The 18,734-nt window shown below is 35.2% G+C and carries 8 protein-coding genes and 3 pseudogenes; 3 read left to right on the forward strand and 8 right to left on the reverse strand.

The genetic code is table 11. The features are described from left to right. The first annotated feature begins 545 nt into the window (after positions 1-545). From WGMM_RS02670 to WGMM_RS07095, 3 genes are read left to right on the forward strand one after another with little or no spacing between them, the layout of a single operon-like run. Positions 546-2,099 carry a Mur ligase family protein gene (locus WGMM_RS02670; protein ID WP_038249629.1) on the forward strand — a complete coding sequence of 518 codons (1,554 nt, stop codon included), beginning with the start codon at positions 546-548 and terminating at the stop codon, positions 2,097-2,099. A gap of 6 nt (positions 2,100-2,105) precedes the next feature. Beyond that, positions 2,106-2,696 (forward strand): COQ9 family protein, encoded by a 591-nt coding sequence (locus WGMM_RS02675; protein ID WP_038249635.1) that lies wholly within the window; start codon positions 2,106-2,108, stop codon positions 2,694-2,696. Between the two features lie 60 nt (positions 2,697-2,756). Further along, entirely contained in the window at positions 2,757-2,882 is a 126-nt protein-coding gene (locus tag WGMM_RS07095; RefSeq protein ID WP_275039480.1) for a hypothetical protein, read from the forward strand. Here WGMM_RS07095 and rsmD read toward each other — a convergent pair. The 8 genes and pseudogenes from rsmD to WGMM_RS02715 form a co-directional block, all read right to left on the reverse strand. Further along, entirely contained in the window at positions 2,821-3,366 is a 546-nt protein-coding gene (gene rsmD / locus WGMM_RS02680) for a 16S rRNA (guanine(966)-N(2))-methyltransferase RsmD (protein WP_038249638.1), read from the reverse strand. The two genes, WGMM_RS07095 and rsmD, sit on opposite strands and share 62 nt — an antisense overlap. 122 nt (positions 3,367-3,488) lie before the next feature. Then, positions 3,489-4,121: a WD_0853 family protein gene (locus WGMM_RS02685; RefSeq protein WP_038249667.1), complete on the reverse strand. Its 633-nt coding sequence runs from the start codon at positions 4,119-4,121 to the stop codon at positions 3,489-3,491. A gap of 95 nt (positions 4,122-4,216) precedes the next feature. Then, a complete protein-coding gene (locus WGMM_RS06660; protein ID WP_051599627.1) occupies positions 4,217-7,924 on the reverse strand; it encodes a TrbL/VirB6 family protein in 3,708 nt (1,235 codons plus the stop codon). Positions 7,925-8,015: 91 nt separating this feature from the next. Next, a pseudogene (locus WGMM_RS02695) lies at positions 8,016-10,993 on the reverse strand (TrbL/VirB6 family protein). After that, positions 10,990-11,796, reverse strand: a pseudogene (locus tag WGMM_RS07205) (type IV secretion system protein); the annotation flags it as partial. The pseudogenes WGMM_RS02695 and WGMM_RS07205, both read right to left, overlap by 4 nt. A gap of 10 nt (positions 11,797-11,806) precedes the next feature. Then, a pseudogene (locus WGMM_RS02705) lies at positions 11,807-13,763 on the reverse strand (TrbL/VirB6 family protein); the annotation flags it as partial. A gap of 9 nt (positions 13,764-13,772) precedes the next feature. Further along, positions 13,773-16,337: a TrbL/VirB6 family protein gene (locus WGMM_RS02710; RefSeq protein ID WP_038249645.1), complete on the reverse strand. Its 2,565-nt coding sequence runs from the start codon at positions 16,335-16,337 to the stop codon at positions 13,773-13,775. Beyond that, complete coding sequence (locus WGMM_RS02715; protein ID WP_038249647.1) at positions 16,330-18,726, reverse strand: VirB4 family type IV secretion/conjugal transfer ATPase; 2,397 nt, start codon at positions 18,724-18,726, stop codon at positions 16,330-16,332. Before WGMM_RS02715 ends, WGMM_RS02710 begins: the two co-directional genes overlap by 8 nt. Between the last annotated feature and the right edge of the window lie 8 nt (positions 18,727-18,734).

Raw genomic sequence — 18,734 nt, forward strand, 5'->3', positions numbered from 1 at the left:
GATTGTCGTTTAGCCATAAATATTAAGAAATTTACCAAATAAAAAAAAGGCAAAAGAAGCCCCGTGGTTGGCTAATTACTTACATTATACTTTCAAGTATGGCGTTTTTTTATTCTAAACGTTTAATAACCGCGATTCAGTTGCTTTTAAGCCGCAACTAATCTAAATTATAAACATTAAGAAATTTACTAAACAAAAAAAAAGGCAAAAGAAACCCTAGGGTAGCTAATTATTCACTATCCATTTTTTAAGTTGGCGTTTTTTTATGTTTTAAATGCTTTGTAAGCGCATTTTAGCTTATATTAGGTAAAAACCTAGAAATTTTATAAAGACATAAGGTGCACATAGTGCAAAAAATTAAACATGACACGCCAGATACGTGAGTTTTTTTGTCATTTAATCTGTACAGAGAAGATAAATAAATAGCTTCAGTTTCATGATAAGGGGACTGGCAGAGGGTGTCAAGTAAGTTTTTTCGTTTCTATTGAATGACAGTTGTGACCTATGCAAGAAGTCTGTTGTAATTTGTACGATATCTTTATAAAATGGTTCGCATAAGTTATCTAGCAGTGCAACTAAACAAATACAAAAATCAAAACGTCGCGGTTTTTGGTCTTGGTAAAACTGGTTTATCCGCCATTAACGCTCTAACAAAGAGTGGTGCAAGAATATATGCATGGGATGATCATGAAGAGCAAATAGCAAATGCAAAAATGATGTATAAAAAATGTAATTTTATTCATCCCAAGGAATACAATTGGCATGAGATCAGTGCATTGGTTTTAAGCCCTGGAGTGCCAACAGAGCCACATTGGATAGTAAAACTTGCAAGGAGATTTGATTGCAAAATAAAATCAGACATTGAGCTATTTCTTGAAGCTAAAACTACGAACCAGAAGGTAATAGGCGTCACAGGAACAAATGGTAAATCAACCACTACATCACTAATAGGGCACATATTAAAATCTGCAGGGAAAAAAGTAGCTATTGGTGGAAATTTAGGCGTTCCTGTTTTGCATCTAGAAAGAGATGCAGAAATTTATGTAATCGAACTCTCCTCTTTTCAATTGGAGTTGATGAATGAAATTAACGTGGACATTTCAGCACTGCTCAATATTACACCAGATCACATAGATAGGCATGGAAGTATGGAGAACTACATAGCAACTAAATTAAAACTGATAAACGGTAGTGAGGTTGCCGTAATAGGATGTGACAATGAGATTACTGCTGATATATTCAACAAATTCACTGGAGACAAAATTCCAATCTCAGTAACATATTCCCCGATGTCATTCCAGCGCGTGACGCTGGAATCCAGAAAAGAAAAACCATTGCCAACTACTCAGATGACAGAGGGTGGTGCAAGAGATCTAATATCATTGGCAGGTAACAATTTGCTTGATTATAGTGAACAGATTACTGGTATAGATCGAAATTATCTGGATCCCAGTGTCAGCTACTTGGATGACAAAAGGGGCACTGGGATTCAGAAGATCTCGTTAAAACTAGAGAATCATAGCTTATCAGTAAGCGACGTGAAAATAAACCTAATATCACACGCAGAAAACATAGCAGCCACATATGCCCTATGTAAGGTACTTGGAGTAGATAGCAACACTATTATCAATGGAATCAAGTCCTTTTCAGGACTGAGGCATAGGAATGAACTGCTTGGCAAAATAAGAAATGTGTTTTCCGTGAACGATAGCAAAGCAACTAATGCAAAATCGAGCGAAAAGGCGATCTTATCTTATGAAAACATAAATTGGATCGCTGATGGAAGAAGCAAAAAAGGTGGAATAGAATCATTAAGCAAGCATTTTACACGGGTTAGAAAAACTTTTCTTATTGGAGAATCAACCGAAGCTTTTGCAAATGTTATGGAGAATAAAGTAGATTATGTTAAATGTTGCAATCTAGAAGATGCATTCAGATTGGCTTTTGAAGAGGCCTTAAATAGCGCAGAAGAAGTAACAATATTACTTTTTCCCGCGTGTGCTTCTTTTGATCAATGGAAAAATTTCGAGGAACGTGGTGAAGCATTTTGTAGAAAGTTTGAAAATCTCAGGTACAATCACACATGCTGTTTAGTATGATGTTGCGTGGAACAAAAGTTAATAACAGATAAGCTAATTAGGGTTATTCCATTTGAAGGGATAAGCGATGAAACCCTATTAAAGGTGTGCACTGACCTTAATCTAGCTAATAGCTTTCGCAAATTTCAGAATGGAATATATAGCGCTTTGGAGCACATAGCAGAGGACTTAAATAGCTCAATGGAAGCTGAACTAAGGAATTCTAATTTAGAAGATATGAAAGTGCGAGAGCGAGTAAAGTTAGCCATTCAAATACGCCTTTCAAATTACGCTAAGCTACCAAATTATAGAGAACTTTTAAAAAATGTTTTATTATTCTCTGTATCACCAAAAAATACATATTTTTCTAGTAAACTTTTATACAGAACTGTTAGTGCGATTTGGTATGGCATTTATGACCAATCAACAGATTTTAACTACTATACAAAAAGAGCAATATTAGCTGGAGTGTACTTAAGTACGATACTTTTTTTTATCAATGATTATTCAGAAGATTTTGTGGATACTTTATCGTTTCTTGATAACCGTATCAACAATGTCATGACATTTCAAAAATTAAAAACTCGCCTAAAAGGAATCATAGGAAATTTCTTCTAAGCTATTGATTGTTGGTAGAAAAGTATAGCTCTTTTTACAATAATCCGAACAGACCGTAATATGCTACTGGCCTGCTATAGCCATAAACACATATCTTATCGCATTCGGACTATTATAAGAAAGGCTATAATAGAGAAAGAAAAATTATTCTCGCTATACCGTAGGTGCGTTCCAAGATTATACTGAAGTTTTTATTGCACTCAAAATCTTCGTTTTTCCTAATCTCTAGAATTATCAATGCATCATCACTTAACCAGCCTGAGTGAGCTAGTCCATTCAACGTTGATTCAACTAGATTGCTATTGTAAGGTGGGTCTATAAAAACTACATCGCACTTTGAAATAGGTTGTGGCAATTTTTTAGCACTACAACAAATTAGCGTGACATTGTTCGTAATTCCAAAATCTTCTGCTGTTTTTTTAGGCAGTTGCAAATTGTAATAATCTGAATCCACCATTAATGCATGTTTAGCGCCGCGAGAAAGCGCTTCAAATGAAAAATAACCACTACCACAGAATAAATCACGTACATTCAAGTTATAAATAGGTTTTCTTGAGGAAAGCATATTAAATATTGCTTCTCGGACAATACTCATAGTTGGCCGTGCAGCTAAATGCTTACCTGTAGTTATTTTTCTTCCGCGATACTTGCCTGCAATGATGCGTAGCATATTAAATAAGCTCCAAAATAATTAATTATTTATACTATATGATCAATGTCAATATGGCTTTAGCAGTTTAATAGAGAGAAGCTATCGAGTCGCTTGTAAGAAAAACACAAACACAAGACTCATCAGTTATCTTTTTCTGATTTGCCTGCTGCATTAATTGCTTGACCAATCTCATCTTGTAAATCATCACGATCATTTTTTTCATCATGATTTAGCCCTCCAATTCTGCTTTCTAACTCTAACTTAATTATAGTATTGATTTTATCTATATTATCAAGAAAGCCTCTACATTCTTCTTCACTATACTCTTTACCAGATGCCTTTTTTTCGATAAATAGACTTTTAAACTCTGTAAGATCAGAATTCTGATCGGTATTTAGTACAACATTTCTCTCTATGAAGCTAAGGTCTGATAGCAATAAACTAACCTCTAATAGCTCTTCACTTTTAATGTTTGCAAAATTATTCAAGATGTCTAAAACATTAGACATCTTAAGCCTTTCTTGTGCAATCTCTTTGTCTTCCTTATCAAATTCAGACAATAAACCATGATTATCTACAAGTTTCTCACTCAAAGCTTTATTCAATTTAGCAAAATTGACATCCTTGTCAAGTGATGTGTTATCCCGCAACAAGTCTACCCTTGCCCTACGCGCATTTAAAATGTCGTCGTAGTCATTTAACTTTATGTTGCCATCTTTGTCTTGCTGCAATTTATAATAATCAAGGCCTTTGAAATTTTTATTAGTCTTCATCTTCAATCCTCTTCTCATCTCCTTTTGCATCTGGTTTCCTCATTGGTTCCGGTAATTTCCTTTTACTGTCTTCTCGATTTCTTTTTTCCTCTCTTTCAGCTACGTTTTTTTATAGCTTCCTGGGTATTCATTTCAAAAAGTGCCTTAACGTACTCTTCTGGATTTTTTGGTTCTTTAAATAAAGGCTTAAGATTATAAACTTCGTCTTTTCGATCTCTTTCTTCTTTTCTTCTAGCTCTTTCAGCACGTTTTTCTACAGCTTCTGGAGTGTTCATTTCAAAAAGTGGTGAGAGGTTGTAAACTTTATCTTGATTTCTTCTGCCTTCTCTTTCAGCACGTTTTTCCATACCTTCAAAAGCAGATCCAAAATCATCAATTTCATCTGAACCTTTTGGTTCCGTGCCTAAATTTCGTGTCACTTCATTTGATTGATCAGGCTTATCTTCTTCTGTTGGCTGATCATGCTGTAGTTGATTAGGCTTGTCTTCTTGTTCTGTGCTTAGTTCTCGTACTACCTTATCTGGCTGACCTCCCCCTCGTAGTCGAAGAGGGTCGCCTTCTTCTAGTGGCTGATCATGGTTATCTCTTACTAGTTCCGTGCCTAACTCTCGTTCTACCTTATTTGATTGATCAGGATTGTCTTTTTCTGGTTCTCTCTTACGGCCGATAGTGTAATCATGAAGCTTCTCTAAGAAATCTCGCCTATATTCTTTTGCTCTATAGAGTAGGTTATGATCATAGCCATGCTTTCCTATAGAGTCAAGACCATGCTCCCAAGTAAACTTCATAGCATCTTCTATTGTATAGCCAAAATGTGATCCTACGTATCCTTTATAATAATCTAAATATTTACCGATCCTTCTGTGTATAATATCTTCCTTATCAACTCCAAATGCCCTGTAAATTTTTTCCTCGAGCTTATCAACATCATTTTCAGGCGATGTTGCAAACTTCGTTGCTTCAATAGTAGCACCTACAAATTTACGTGGCACATCAATAGCGTATTTCAGCACTCCTCCAACCCTTGGTATCCTACCCAGTAGATTAGCTGTACCTCCGGCTAATCTATCCGGTAAATGAGTAGCCAAATTACCTAAAGATTCTAGTTTTCCACCAATTGCGTCTTGCCAATAATGCTGTTTTAATCCTTCCATTATGCCAACCAAAGGCGATGCTTCATACATTCTAGATATATTGTAAACGCTGAATCCACCACCAGCTATACTTGAGCCTATTTGTTGTACGAACTCGCGTAAGGAGAACATTAAAAATGAAAGCAAGAATAACACAAAGATTTCCCCTGCATTGATTAAATAACCTCCCTGTATGTCTTGCACCCTTTGGTAATCACTATTTTCTTGATAGTTTCTATTTACCTTATAAAAATTCTGTGATTGGCAGCTCCCATTTTGTCTAATTATATCTTGCACTAAAGACTTTATTTCACTTTTTAAACTTGGCTGTAGAATTACTTTTTCTATGATTTCCTTGTAATTAGTACACCTGCTTTCATTTCCTGGCTGCTTACAATAGATTTCTGTCTTTTTACTTATATTATTAATCAATAATAAGATATCAGCTTTTTCTGATGCATGGGATAAACTATTTGTTAAACGCAGTAAATCTTTTACACTACAGCTATTATCTACTACCACTTCTGCAATATAACGGTCTGCTGGATTCTCTTTAGTACCAGGAATTGGGTTAAAGAAAGGATAATCTATATAACGAAACCCTTTTTCAGTGTAATCCGGTGGAAGCGGGATATATCCAGCACCACCAGTAAATTTTATTGTACCACCTTCATTGCTTATCTTTTCTATACCTTCCATACTTTTATCTATGTTAAGAGAAGAAGCTTCTCCAAGAGTGTAAGGTACGAAAATTTCCGGTGGAAGCGGGATATATCCAGCACCACCAGTAAATTTTATTGTACCACCTTCTCTGCTTATCTTTTCTATACCTTCTATACTTTTATCTATGTTAAGAGAAGAAGCTTCTCCAAGAGTGTAAGGTACGAAAATTTGCCCTGGAGTCCAACCAAAGTACTGCTTATCAACGATACAAAAACCGCCAAACACCCATTTTGGAGCACATAACTTTATCTCGAACCATTTATTGTAGCATACAGTAAAACCTAGTTGTCTATAAAAGGTGTTCATTATCATTGAAGCCAACAATGACAAGATAGTAAATATCATAATCGATTGTAAACAAAAACTGATGCAGAATTTTATCCAACCTTCAAATAGACTTTTCAGCGGTGAAAATAAAATAGAAATTAGAAACAGTGGCATGATAGCTATAAGAAAAGCTATACCCATAAAGCCAGAGAGAAATATTATGTAAGCATACAAGCACAACAAGGAGTATAGTACAATCCCTATGAAAATTGCCGGTATCATAAGAAGGCTTGCCCACATTTGGTAATGTAAAAACGCTGCAAACTTTTTCCAAACAGAATAAGCAAAAAATTTATTGAACATGTCCTCCATGAAGCTAAACAACTTAGCTTCATCTCCTTGAGCAATACTTCCGGTGTTCTTGTTGGGAGCAAAGTTAGTAATTACACTTATCAATTGTTCAAGACCTTTAACGAATAAAACAAGAAAATGATCATAGAAAAATCTAAAACTTCCAGGAGATATAAGCACTATTACTAGAGTGATTGTCATCATTCTGATGAGCATATCATGCTTAGTTTCTCGTATCATGCCAAAAAGATAAAGAAGCGATGAAATCATTACAAATAGAACAAGCAAGGAAAGAACAAAATTGTGAAAGCTCGTACTTTTTTCAGCTATATTTTCGAACATAGCTTGTGCAACTGCAGGATCATTGCTATTAAAATGTTCTTTGCAATTTTCGTTAATCAATAATATACATTTTAGATAGTTATAAATGTAATCAAAAAACCCAAAACTACTTGGCTGCCGCACTCCACTTAAGAACTCAAAAGAGTAGCCACCTACATTATCTAAGTAATATCTATCTAATATTTTTACATATATTTTCCATCCCTTTTTTAACTTCAACTCATTACAATTTCTGTCCTTTAATTTAGTGTTATCTCTGTCTAAAGTAAAAAATCCATTGTCGCCCTCTGCTGTGGAGTTATAACCTAGATGTACAGTAGGATATTGAGGATCGCGCATTAACTTTAGATTTTCGTTAGGATCATCTTTCCCCGTTTGAAACAAAAGATAAGCACCATGACCGTTGGTAAACCAACATGGAGCACCACGTGATACTGTATTTGCACTATCATCTTCATTAATGCACTTGCAATTTACAGTGCAACTTGCATTAGGCTTACTTGAAAATTTTTGTATGCTAGGTTTATAATCATTACAAACTAAGTGAAAATTAGGTAAACTATTATCACTTTGTTTACCTTCAAATTTAGTTGCATATTTTAACTGCTCCAAGCTTTGTAAGGTATAACTGCCTTTTTTAGATTCCTTCTTGTTATTATTACTCCAAGATGTCCATGCACCATTAACTCGCACTTTTAAACTATCTCCATTGGTTTCGAGTCCGGTATCCTCCCACTTCACCACTTGGTTATGGTGAAAACCATAATTAATTTCGCCAGTTTCAGGATCAATAACTTCTCCATCTCCTGGAATAAACGCATCGTGGTCGCTTGAAAAATGAGCGCTTACTGCAATAGGTTTAGGACCAAAATAGTCAGCAGATATACACCTTGGAAAAGGCATATCGTTTTTACTACAACCTGTGATCAGCATATAAGCTGCAAGAAGTAATACCCTAAACCAACATTTGCCTAAACGTGATTGCATATCTAAAACTTTTTCCAAAATACAGAATAAATTTCTAAAACTTTACTTAAAATATCTTTTTAATTAGTTACTCCATAATATCATTTATATCTTACTCCTCTCCATTTTCTTCCTTGTTTTTAGCTTTAGCACTAGGATCACCTCTTATTGTTTCATCAGTAATTTTTTTGCTTTGATCTGATTGTTTTAATGTTTTAGGTCTATCACTCGTTGTTTTATCAGAACTTCCTTTAGAATCTTCTTTTTTGTCTGGTTGCTTTGGCGTGTTAGGTAATTTAGCCTCAATTTTTCCCCGATCTTTACTCATTTTCTGCTTGATACTCTGTATCATACTTTGGGTCTTATCATCAAGGCCAACGGTTGATAGCATAGCTTGCGATGCGCTCTTAGCAACTGTACCAACACTGCCAGTAACTCCATAACCAGAGCTAAATAGTGTTTGTACCATAGTTTCCGATATAGAAACAAAAGCTTCCATTGCACCGGCAATAATGAGGTATATAAACGCCTGGATTAGGTCTATAGGTAATGCTGCAAAGTGCCCACCAGCCCTTTCTCCGGTACTGAGTGCAACATCAACATTAGTGCCAGGACTGTATCCAAGAGGCAGTATTGATTTCATCAGGCATAGATCATACGATAAGAAATTTATGCTAATTAAACATTGATAGCATGCAGAAAAATTTGTGAGGTTATATAAAACTGAATACATCAACTGATTTAAAAGAGATAAAGATGAAAATAAAATGACTGGTTCTAATGAAACATGAGCCAACGTTTTTATCCAGTTATCAAACAAGGGTTTAGTCTGTTGAAATAAAATAAACACGATAAACAAAGGTGTTAATGACAGTAAAAACGCTACTAGAACAGTAGATATCACATATTTAAACGTAGCGCTAATAATGCATTTTAAGAACATAAAAGTAGCATAGAGTATTGCCAAAAATGCAATAAAGCCAAAAGGACCAGAGAGCATCAACGATAAAAACTTTAGCCAAGTTTCTGTTGTGAATAATACTCCTGCTGTTAAGTCTAAGAATGCAAATTTTCTCTCCCCTTCCCCTATATAGCCAGAAAAGCTATCAACTAAATAAGTGCTGCCATCTACAAAAAGTCTGGATAAAGTTGTACCAAAGAGTTCCCAGCTTCTATCGCTAAAGGCAAAAGCTATAAATGCTATCTTGAACATTCTTACAATAAAATCAAATTTACTTAGCTGTATTGTTCCAAACATATAGCCAAAGACAGTAAATATAACGTATAGAGTAAGCAAAGCTCTTACCCCCTGAAGAAGACCTTTTATATATCCTTTATATGAATCTTTAACGCTGTCACCAATTACTTCTTCTTTCATAAACTTAAATATCTCGTTTATATTCGATGAAATAAAATCATTAATTTTTCTTTTAACAAATAAAGTTACACTATACTTATTGTTTTCGTAATATTTGCCATTTTTATCTGTAATGTCATCTCTCTCTACGTTGCTTACATCGATACCGAAATATATCTTCTTAGACTCCTCGTTCTGAAAGTGTTCTCCGCTTATTACATCTAATATGGTGTACTCGTCTTTTCCGTCTACTCTTTCTCTCACTCCTACCACTTTAAAATCATTAGTTCCCACGCCATGCAAATCTTTAGGTGGCTCATCACCTAAATATACATATAATTTTTCGCCATTAATATATTTACATGATCTAGTCACTTTAACATGGTACCCACCTCTATTAGCTCCATAGTGACCATAATCTGCAATGGCAAGCATCACACTGCTACCAGGTGTTACACTTCCTATTGGATAGTCATGATTTAATTTTAAGGAAAAATCTTCAAAATTATCACTGATTTTTGAGCATACTAGTTTATCATTTTTCACCTTTCCTGCTTCTCCTCTTTTTGGAAGACATTGAATACCTTTAGCATCGCCCTTCATATCATTACGCTTGCCTTCAGAAATACTTGCATCACCTGGATCGCTTATTTTTGCAACAAGAGCCTCAGCCCAAGATTTATCATCTTCAGTAAAACTACCTGCTTTAACATTCCCTTCCATTTTTTCTAGATAAGAATACATATCACATTTATTTCCTTTATCGTACTTCTTATACCGGAGACACAGTTCCGTTCTCCTGCTTGACCTAAACCATAGTTCCATATACCCTTCTTAGTATAGCATATATTTTGATGGTAACAGTTAAGCTCATAGGAGGAGTACTTTTTTCTCTCATCAAGACTACAGTTTGTTCCATCACATAACTCGTTCAATCCTATTTTAGCGCGGCGTAAATCAAGTAGTGAACCATATACCCATGGTTCGTTGTCTTGAATATAACCTTTATTAAAATGCACCTTATTATCATATGAGGCATACCCATTGCCAACTAGCACTTTGCTTTCTTTTGCTTTTGTTTTATCAAGAGGTAAAAATTGTATTTTATTTTTTGTACCATCTTTACCATCACAAAAAAACTCTCCCCCCTGATGTATTTCACTCACTGTAGCTTTCTTATATACAGTTTCCTTACGGTCATTTTCTGCAGCTTTATAACAATTGTCATCAAAATTGATGCCTTTCCCTTCTGGATTGTCGTAATCAATTGTTATTTTTCTGGGAACTAAGCTGAAGCTTAACTTGTCACCAGGATTTACTTTAATTCCAGGGTCCACATAACGTCTATTGCTGCCAAATCCTTTGCCACCACATAGTTCGTTTTTACTTTCATTAACACCATAATTGTTAGGTACACTATTAATATCCGCAGCCTTACTATAATTTGGTTCTGAGCCATCAGCACAAAAGCTAGCTGGCACAAGTACTTTCCTTGGATTTTTGTCTTCTTTAAAAGAGCAAAAATTTACTGATCCATCGAGGGTGAATTTGATTTTCTCACCCTGACTAATTACCTGACCAGAATCAACCCAATGAATTTTATCGGCTTTACGAACTGGAACATCCACATTAACGCTGGTGTTTTTGCTCTGCAACCCAGGCTCGACACAATCCATATTACAACCAGTGATTGCAAGACACAGTATCAACAATAGTGATCTTTTACTTATCATTGCTGTCTTCCTTGTGGTATCTGAGGCGTTGACCTTTGAGTCCCTTGTGGTATTTTGAGGTCTTGACGTACCTGACTGTTGAGAGGCATCTCCTCTTTCTCTTCTTTGAACGCTTTGTTCATCTAACCCTACTGTTCCCATTAAGCTTTGTTGATACTGTCTTCCAGGTTCGATTGCTATATAAGCACCAAACAACGAGTCAGATATTGCCGAAGAAGCTTCAACTAAAGCTTTCATAGCGTGTCCCAAAATAACAAAAGCCATCATAGCGGTAATATTAGGTGTATATTTGGAAGCATAACCATAAAAAATACAAGGGTTAAAAATCTTTAGGTTAATATTAAGTATACATGTAGAGCAGACCTCAAAATCAAATACTGAATACACAATATAATCCATAACCTGACTTATCAGTGATATAAAAATTAAAAGGACCACTGGATGAATTGCAAATCTTGCTAAATTTTTAACCCAGTTTTGAAACATCTGCCTAGTATACGCAAATAAAAGACAAATAATAAAAATAGGTGCTAAAGAAAGTAAGAAAGTAAAGAAATTGCTATAGATGTAATAAAAGAAAATAAGGCATTAAAAATAGATAAGCTCACTGTGAGCTTCACCAAGCAAAAAGATACAATGCCCAAAGGGCCAGAAAATATAAGAGATACTATTAACAATACTGAATGCGATGACAAGAACCTATTGAGCGGCAAATCAAGAATCTCAAAAACATTTGAAGTAGTGCCTCTAAAATTTGCTATTTCTATTAGTTGTTTTGGTGTGTTAATAAATATAGAGAATAGTATACGCAAATAAAAGACAAATAATAAAAATAGGTGCTAAAGAAAGTAATAACGCAACTATTGCTATAGATGTAGTAAAAGAAAATAAGGCATTAAAAATAGATAAGCTCACTGTGATTAAACCCCAAATCACCAAGCAAAAAAATACAATGCCCAAAGGGCCAGAAAATATAAGAGATACTATTAACAATACTGAATGCGATGACAAGAACCTATTGAGCGGCAAATCAAGAAACTCAAAAACATTTGAAGTAGTGCCTCTAAAATTCGCTATTTCTATTAGTTGTTTTGGAGTGTTAATAAATATAGAGAATCTCAAAAACATTTGAAGTAGTGCCTCTAAAATTTGCTATTTCTATTAGTTGTTTTGGTGTGTTAATAAATATAGAGAATGCGTTGTTATAAAAAAAGTCCCAGCTATTATCCTGCAATAGCTGGGCGATGATTCCTATCTTTACGCATATAATTAAAAACTCATATATAGAAATATGAGTTAATCCAAAAAAGTAATAAAGAGTATATAAGATTATATATAGTACTAATAGTGATATTATAGTAGATCTAATGGTATTTGTTCTGCTTGATTTTATAAAACTTTCGTAAAGAGACTTCACAGGACTAGTATCAGAGTGAATTGCGTTAGGGTCTTTATAATTAGAGCCAAAAAATGCAGTTTTCACTTTTTCATCAAAGAAATTATATATTGCACTAAAAGTTTTTGTAGGTGGCTCTTTAGTTGTTAGGTTAATACTAAACTGACCTTCATTTTTGTAATCGCAGCCATGGTTTCTTATTCCGTAATATATGGTGCCTGTTTTGTCTTTTAATTTTCCTTTCAAGTTTTCCATGTCATGAACTTTGCTGATATCTACAGATATATCCGCTTGATTTTCACCAGGCTTATGCTCAGGGAATTTATCGGAAACACTTATATACAAGCTATTTTCCAGACTATGGTTCTTCGTTACTCTTATGTTGAACCCGCCTTTGTCATTTGTATTGTAGCAGCTCTTGTCATTTCTGCTACATAGACTAAAAGTTAAACTTGGTATTTGATGGTCATTCTCCATCTTATGATCACAACTAGTACATAAACCACCACCTGGAATGTGTTCAAGAGTTTCATTATCCATACCAACTTTTAGAAATGTAATGTCAGTTTTTACCTGTTTTCCCTTTAATACGTTACTAATAATTTCAGCAACAACAGATTCACCACTAGAATTTAAAGCATTGAATAGCTCAATTTCTATATTATTATATTCAATATACACGCAATCCTCGCCTCTACGACCAGAAGAAAATTTACATATACGTCTACAGAGTGAATTTAAAATGTGCGTATCTATCTTACTTGCACTGCTCTCTGAAAGCTTGCTGCAATCTATATTCTCTCCTTGTTTTATAGAGTTAATAATATTTTCAATTTCCTTTTTTCTTTCATCTTGATCTAACTTCGAAAACCAGTACTCTCTTCCACTCAACCATTGCGCATTGCCTATTATATATTTATTAGGACATATCCCATCCTTGCCACCTTGGCATTTCTCTTGATTTAAAACATGTGCAAAATGTTCCGTTTCTTGCTCGCTACACTTTTCGTCGATTTTCAAATACCTGATTTTTGTCTCACTCTCTTTATCTTTACACACTTTACTTCCAATCACACTAAAGCTTATCGTATCGCCTTTTTTAAGTGCAAATGGTAATGCAACGTCATTTCTCCCAGGCCCAATTGCAAAATCTGCATACTGCTTAGGACAAAAATTAACCTTACTAGGCACTATATCAATCTCTGTTACTCTCATTCTATCTGAAATATTAACACCAGAATCAACCCATTTCTGCTCTGTTGACACTATATCTAGTTTTTCACGCAAACCTGATAAATTTTCTGGCTTAATACAGTGATGTTCCCCGCAGCCTGACAGAAAAAAAAACGGTATTATCAGCAAAAATTTTAGCATAAATCCAACTCATTCAGTGCTTTTGTTAAAACTCTCGGAGCTACTAGAACCAGAACCTCGAGATTTACTCTTGTCTCCACCACTCAACCTCTTAGCAGCAGCACCAGCAACTCCAGCAACACCCCCAGCAGCAGCTTTGGCAGCAGATAAAGCTTTGCCCACCATTTGTCCAGGTGTCCGACCTGAGCCAAGTGCTGCTCTATGGTTACCAGCAAGTTCAGCAGCCATACCAGGAAGAATGTTTAAAAAGTGGTAAAAGAGGAATAATACTAAACACAATTTTAATAATTCTCCGATGAGAGAGCTGCCAAACTCCATGTATGTAAAGTCGAATAGACCAAGTATGCTGCTCTTTTTAAAGCTATAATTTTGCATCATACATGCAAGAGTAGTTTCATTTTTATCACATTCCCCATCTTTCAATTTAAACCACTGTTTTTTCTTACTATATGAGATTTCTGCTTGTTTCTTTTCATATGACTTGTCCGGTTGTTCATTTTTATATGACTCGTCCAGTTCAAAATTTAAATTTTTAAAATAGATTTTATCACATGCTATGAACATAAAGGACAAAAACGCAAAAAGGATAACCGGGTATAAGCTATAGGTAATCAACTCTTTCACCCAGCCTTCAAAATATCCTTTGGTGTGTTGGAATAAAACCATAGGAATGAACAAAGGTGATAAAATGATGATTACACTTAAAGCAACTAGAGATAAAATGAATACATAGCACAGCCACAAAATAACCATCATCATCAGAACGGCCATAAATATACAGACAAGAGCTACTAAAATTTGTCCACCAGCAAAAATAATACCGATTACCGAACCTGCAACTAATAAGACAGGAGCAGCACCAAGCAAGACTGCTAACGTTGCAACACCTCCAGTACCAATTTTGCCACCAATTCCATCTAAAGGGGCACCTAAATAAAATAAAATTCTACAATCAAGCCTATCCCAAGGTGCAAGATAACTGTAAGATACCCTCTTTCCTGCACGAGTATATTCATAATCTGTACCTGCTTTATAATTACATATGCCTTTACTTTCAGATGATGCTTTTAGCACTATCTCTGACAAACCATTTGAGAGACGAGTTAATTCTCCATAATAATGAGACATGGTACTGCCTGTTGTGAAGTAAATCACTAAAGCGAATTTTATGATCAACATATACATTTCTTGAGGCCTCTGAACTCCACCAGACATGGCTTTTATAGAGAACAGTATTAAAGCTAAAACTAAAACAGCAGTTACAGTGTTTTTCAGCCTTTTCTGTGCTACAGATATAAAACTCTCACCATTTGGTGCACCTTTACCTGCAACTAAATTATCTAACGATTCCTTAATGCATTGCACTATCATAGAAGTTACGGGAATAGGAGCTAATGATTTACTCCCTGCCTGGTTATAACAAGCTTCAGAAACATACGAGCTAAAACAGCCAGCATTATCATAACCTACAAAAATTTTCCCCCCTTGTCCGTTGAGTCTTTTTTCTTTAGATCTGATAATAGTTTTATAGTCATCATTATTACCAATAGGAACTTTTTCCTCTCCTGTACCATCTTTATTTTTGAATATCATCACAGATTTTTCACACATAGGAGCAAGTGGGTCAGGTGGCAATTCCGTGCACCCCATATCAACCCCTTGCGGCCAAGGAGTCATTTCGATACCAAGCATTTTCACACTTGCTAACTCCACACATAATCTGCCCATTTTTCTTACTGCTTTAAATGTAGCTCCATGTATGGGTTCGCTCTGTCCTGCTTTGAGAACTTTACATTTCAGCTCACCATCAACCTTCGGGGACCATGACCCATCTACATATCCAGTATCTTTCTCCCTGACATCAAAATCTATGTATCCAGTTTCTTTTCTGAAATCAAAGTCTTTCTTGTTAAAAAGATTACCAAAAGTTAAAGGGTTTCGATGACATACTTCTATATATTCACTGTATTGCACACTGTTTTTTGGCCAGTAATAACTCTCTGTACTCTCCTGAACGTTAGAATTTAAGGCTTCTTTTTCTGCTCTTTTCCCGTCATAATCTTTTTTGTTCACGTCTTCCCGAGCTTTATTTTGCAAACAAGAAAAATATTCCTCTTCTGTTTGGTAATTTTCATTGGTGCAGCCACTATAACCTGTGTCTTCTAATTTAAAATTTTTGTATTTTCCATCATGATCACGTGCAACTGGGTGTTTAACAAAACTATGTTCACAAACAACAAGCCCTCCTATCGCTTTCCAGACTCCAACAATTGCAGCTATCATTCCAACAATAACAAGAGCGGTAAACAAACCAGCAGAAGAAACGATCAAAACAATGCCAGTAAATATTGCGCCAACAGCAATCGCTACTCCAGCAAGTGCTGCAGCTGTTTTAAACGCTCCACAATCAGGATTAGAGGCACGACTAAAACTGCCAGTGGAATTAAATCTGCTAACAAATTCTGTCTTGTCAGTACCACTTACTCCATCTGCAAGCACTGGATATGAGAGTAAAAAGTCTATATTTAGTAAAAATATCGCAATTAATAGCAATGACAGCTTAGTCTTAAACATTTTTTACCTTCTGATAAAATATAGGCAACCATACTTTTGGGTTGTCCCCAACTTCATTTAATATATCGTGTAACAATAGAACACTTTCTGCACGTCCGGATAATACGTTGATTATATCATCCAGGCCTTTTAAGTCTATTCTAGCTACTACAGCATTAACTCCTTGTTTCACCAAAAAGAATCTAGTACTTGGATCTGTGTGCTTAATTAATATATACTCACGTTCAGTTAACATAAAAACATCCCGATAGACACTAGTAGCTTTCAGATTTGGTAAAAAAATCTGTGTCGCTGTTTGTTGTACAAGCGTATCGCTAATAGCACTTTTACTTGCATCCTCAACACTCTGAGTAGCAAAAATCACAAAAGCATTTAGTTTTCTCAGTACCTTCAACCAGTCTTTTATCTTGGGTGCAAAAACTGGATTATCTATTAACGCCCATGCCTCATCAAGAACGATAATAGATGGAGTACCATCAAGAGATATACTAATCCTATGAAATAAATAAATCAAGACCGGTCCAAGAGCAACAGGATCTTTGAGCAAGCTAGCCATCTCAAAACCAAATACTCTTGCTCGTGAAAAATCTAGCAAATCTTCTTTATTGTCAAATATTGCAGCATGAGAACCATTATCATGCCACATAGATATTGCCCCAGCTAGAGTATCAGGACCTGCAAGCCCTAAAAACGGTACGAGGTTTCTCAAGAATCTGTCTTCTTTTCTTAATTTAAAATTTCCTTCAATTGCATCATTAATTCGTGTAATATCTTCTGAAGTAAATTTATCATTATATACTGAAATTAAAGACTTTATCCACTCCATTAAAAATGTTCTATTATCAGAGGTATCATCAAGTTGTAAAGGATTAAAATTTGTTTTAGTTCTTGGTTCTATTACAGTATAGGTACCACTAAGTGCTCTTAAGAAAATCTCTGCACCGCGATCTTTATCAAAAAAGAATATCCTTGGAGAAAACTTCATCGCTTGGGCACACAGGAAATTCATTAAAACAGTTTTACCAGCACCAGTTGGGCCAATTATCATAGTGTGTCCAACATCCCTTATATGAAAGTTGAAAAAAAATGGAGTACCAGATGTCGTGTCAAAAACTGTAACGGCATCTCCCCAGTGGTTATTGAATTTATTACCAGTAGGATAATTATGTTGAGATGCAAATCCAGCCAAATTAAGACTACTTATTGTAGCTTTTCTCACTATATAATCGAAATTACCAGGAATTTGCGCCCAAAATGCTGGTTCAAGGTTAACTCTCTCACGTATAGGGTAAACACCGCAATTAGAAAGCTCTGATTCTACCAACGACAGAGCGTTATCCAATGATTTAGGACTTTTTTCTATACATAAAATAGTCAGGTGATGTTGACCAAACGCAATCTTACCACTCATTGCGTCATCAAGCGCTTGAGAAATTTCTGCTATTTGAGAAATAGCTTTATCTGCAGACTGTATCATTCGATTTTGCTGTATCTGCATTTTTCCAATCGCCATTATAAATTGAAAAGATTGCGTAATTATAAACTCGTGAGGAAGTTGTAAAAACGAATCAAGCATTCCTGCAGAAGTATGATTTCCATATTCTTTGATACTAATTATTCCAGCATATTTACTCTCATTATGAGTCACAACCTGTATCATCTTACGGCCAAAGAATAACCTATGTACTGGTAAGTATCTTGATATTTCAGTTCTTAGCGGAAAAAGCGTATTTGTAACGAAGCCACAATTTACGATTCTAGATAGAAACTCCATTATTTCGCAGAACAAACCATCTGGAGTTTCTTTTACTCCAAGAATTTTAGGCGAATAATTTCTAAGGCTTGTCACTACACGATTTGTCGTTTCCTCTAAATCTTCATACGTGGCACGTATATCACTTTCCCAAGCATGTTTTGAAGTTACATGTCCGAATTTTTTTAGTAGATGTGACAAAAATTCTACTCCTTTTGTGTCCGCTCTACGGATAATCGTAATGTATAGGTCATTAATAAATGATTGCCTTGTTGCGTGTTTTTCTCTCCATTTTAGATTTACGTGATTAGCGAAAAAATTCGGCAAACCTTGACTTGCAAATTCATCAGAAAAAATATTTTTCTTACGTCTGATAGTATGAAAATACAAACTAAATGCCGGAGATGAAATGCTTCTTAGCATCTGATTCCTGATGTTGTTCTGCATAACTAAATCCTCGTCATCGGCGGTTTCAAATGCAAAGCCACTTAATTTTATAACCTTAACCAACCAATTTTCTTTTGTCATCAAGGTTGTGCTATTCCAATAGCAAGAATAAGGAATAAATTCAGCAGCGTGAACTTCCCTGCTCAGAGTAGATTTATTCTTTGATTGAACAGCCCTAAACCTCAGCATCACACAAC

The sequence above is a fragment of the Wolbachia endosymbiont of Glossina morsitans morsitans genome, assembly GCF_000689175.1.
Classification (GTDB): Bacteria; Pseudomonadota; Alphaproteobacteria; order Rickettsiales; family Anaplasmataceae; genus Wolbachia; species Wolbachia pipientis.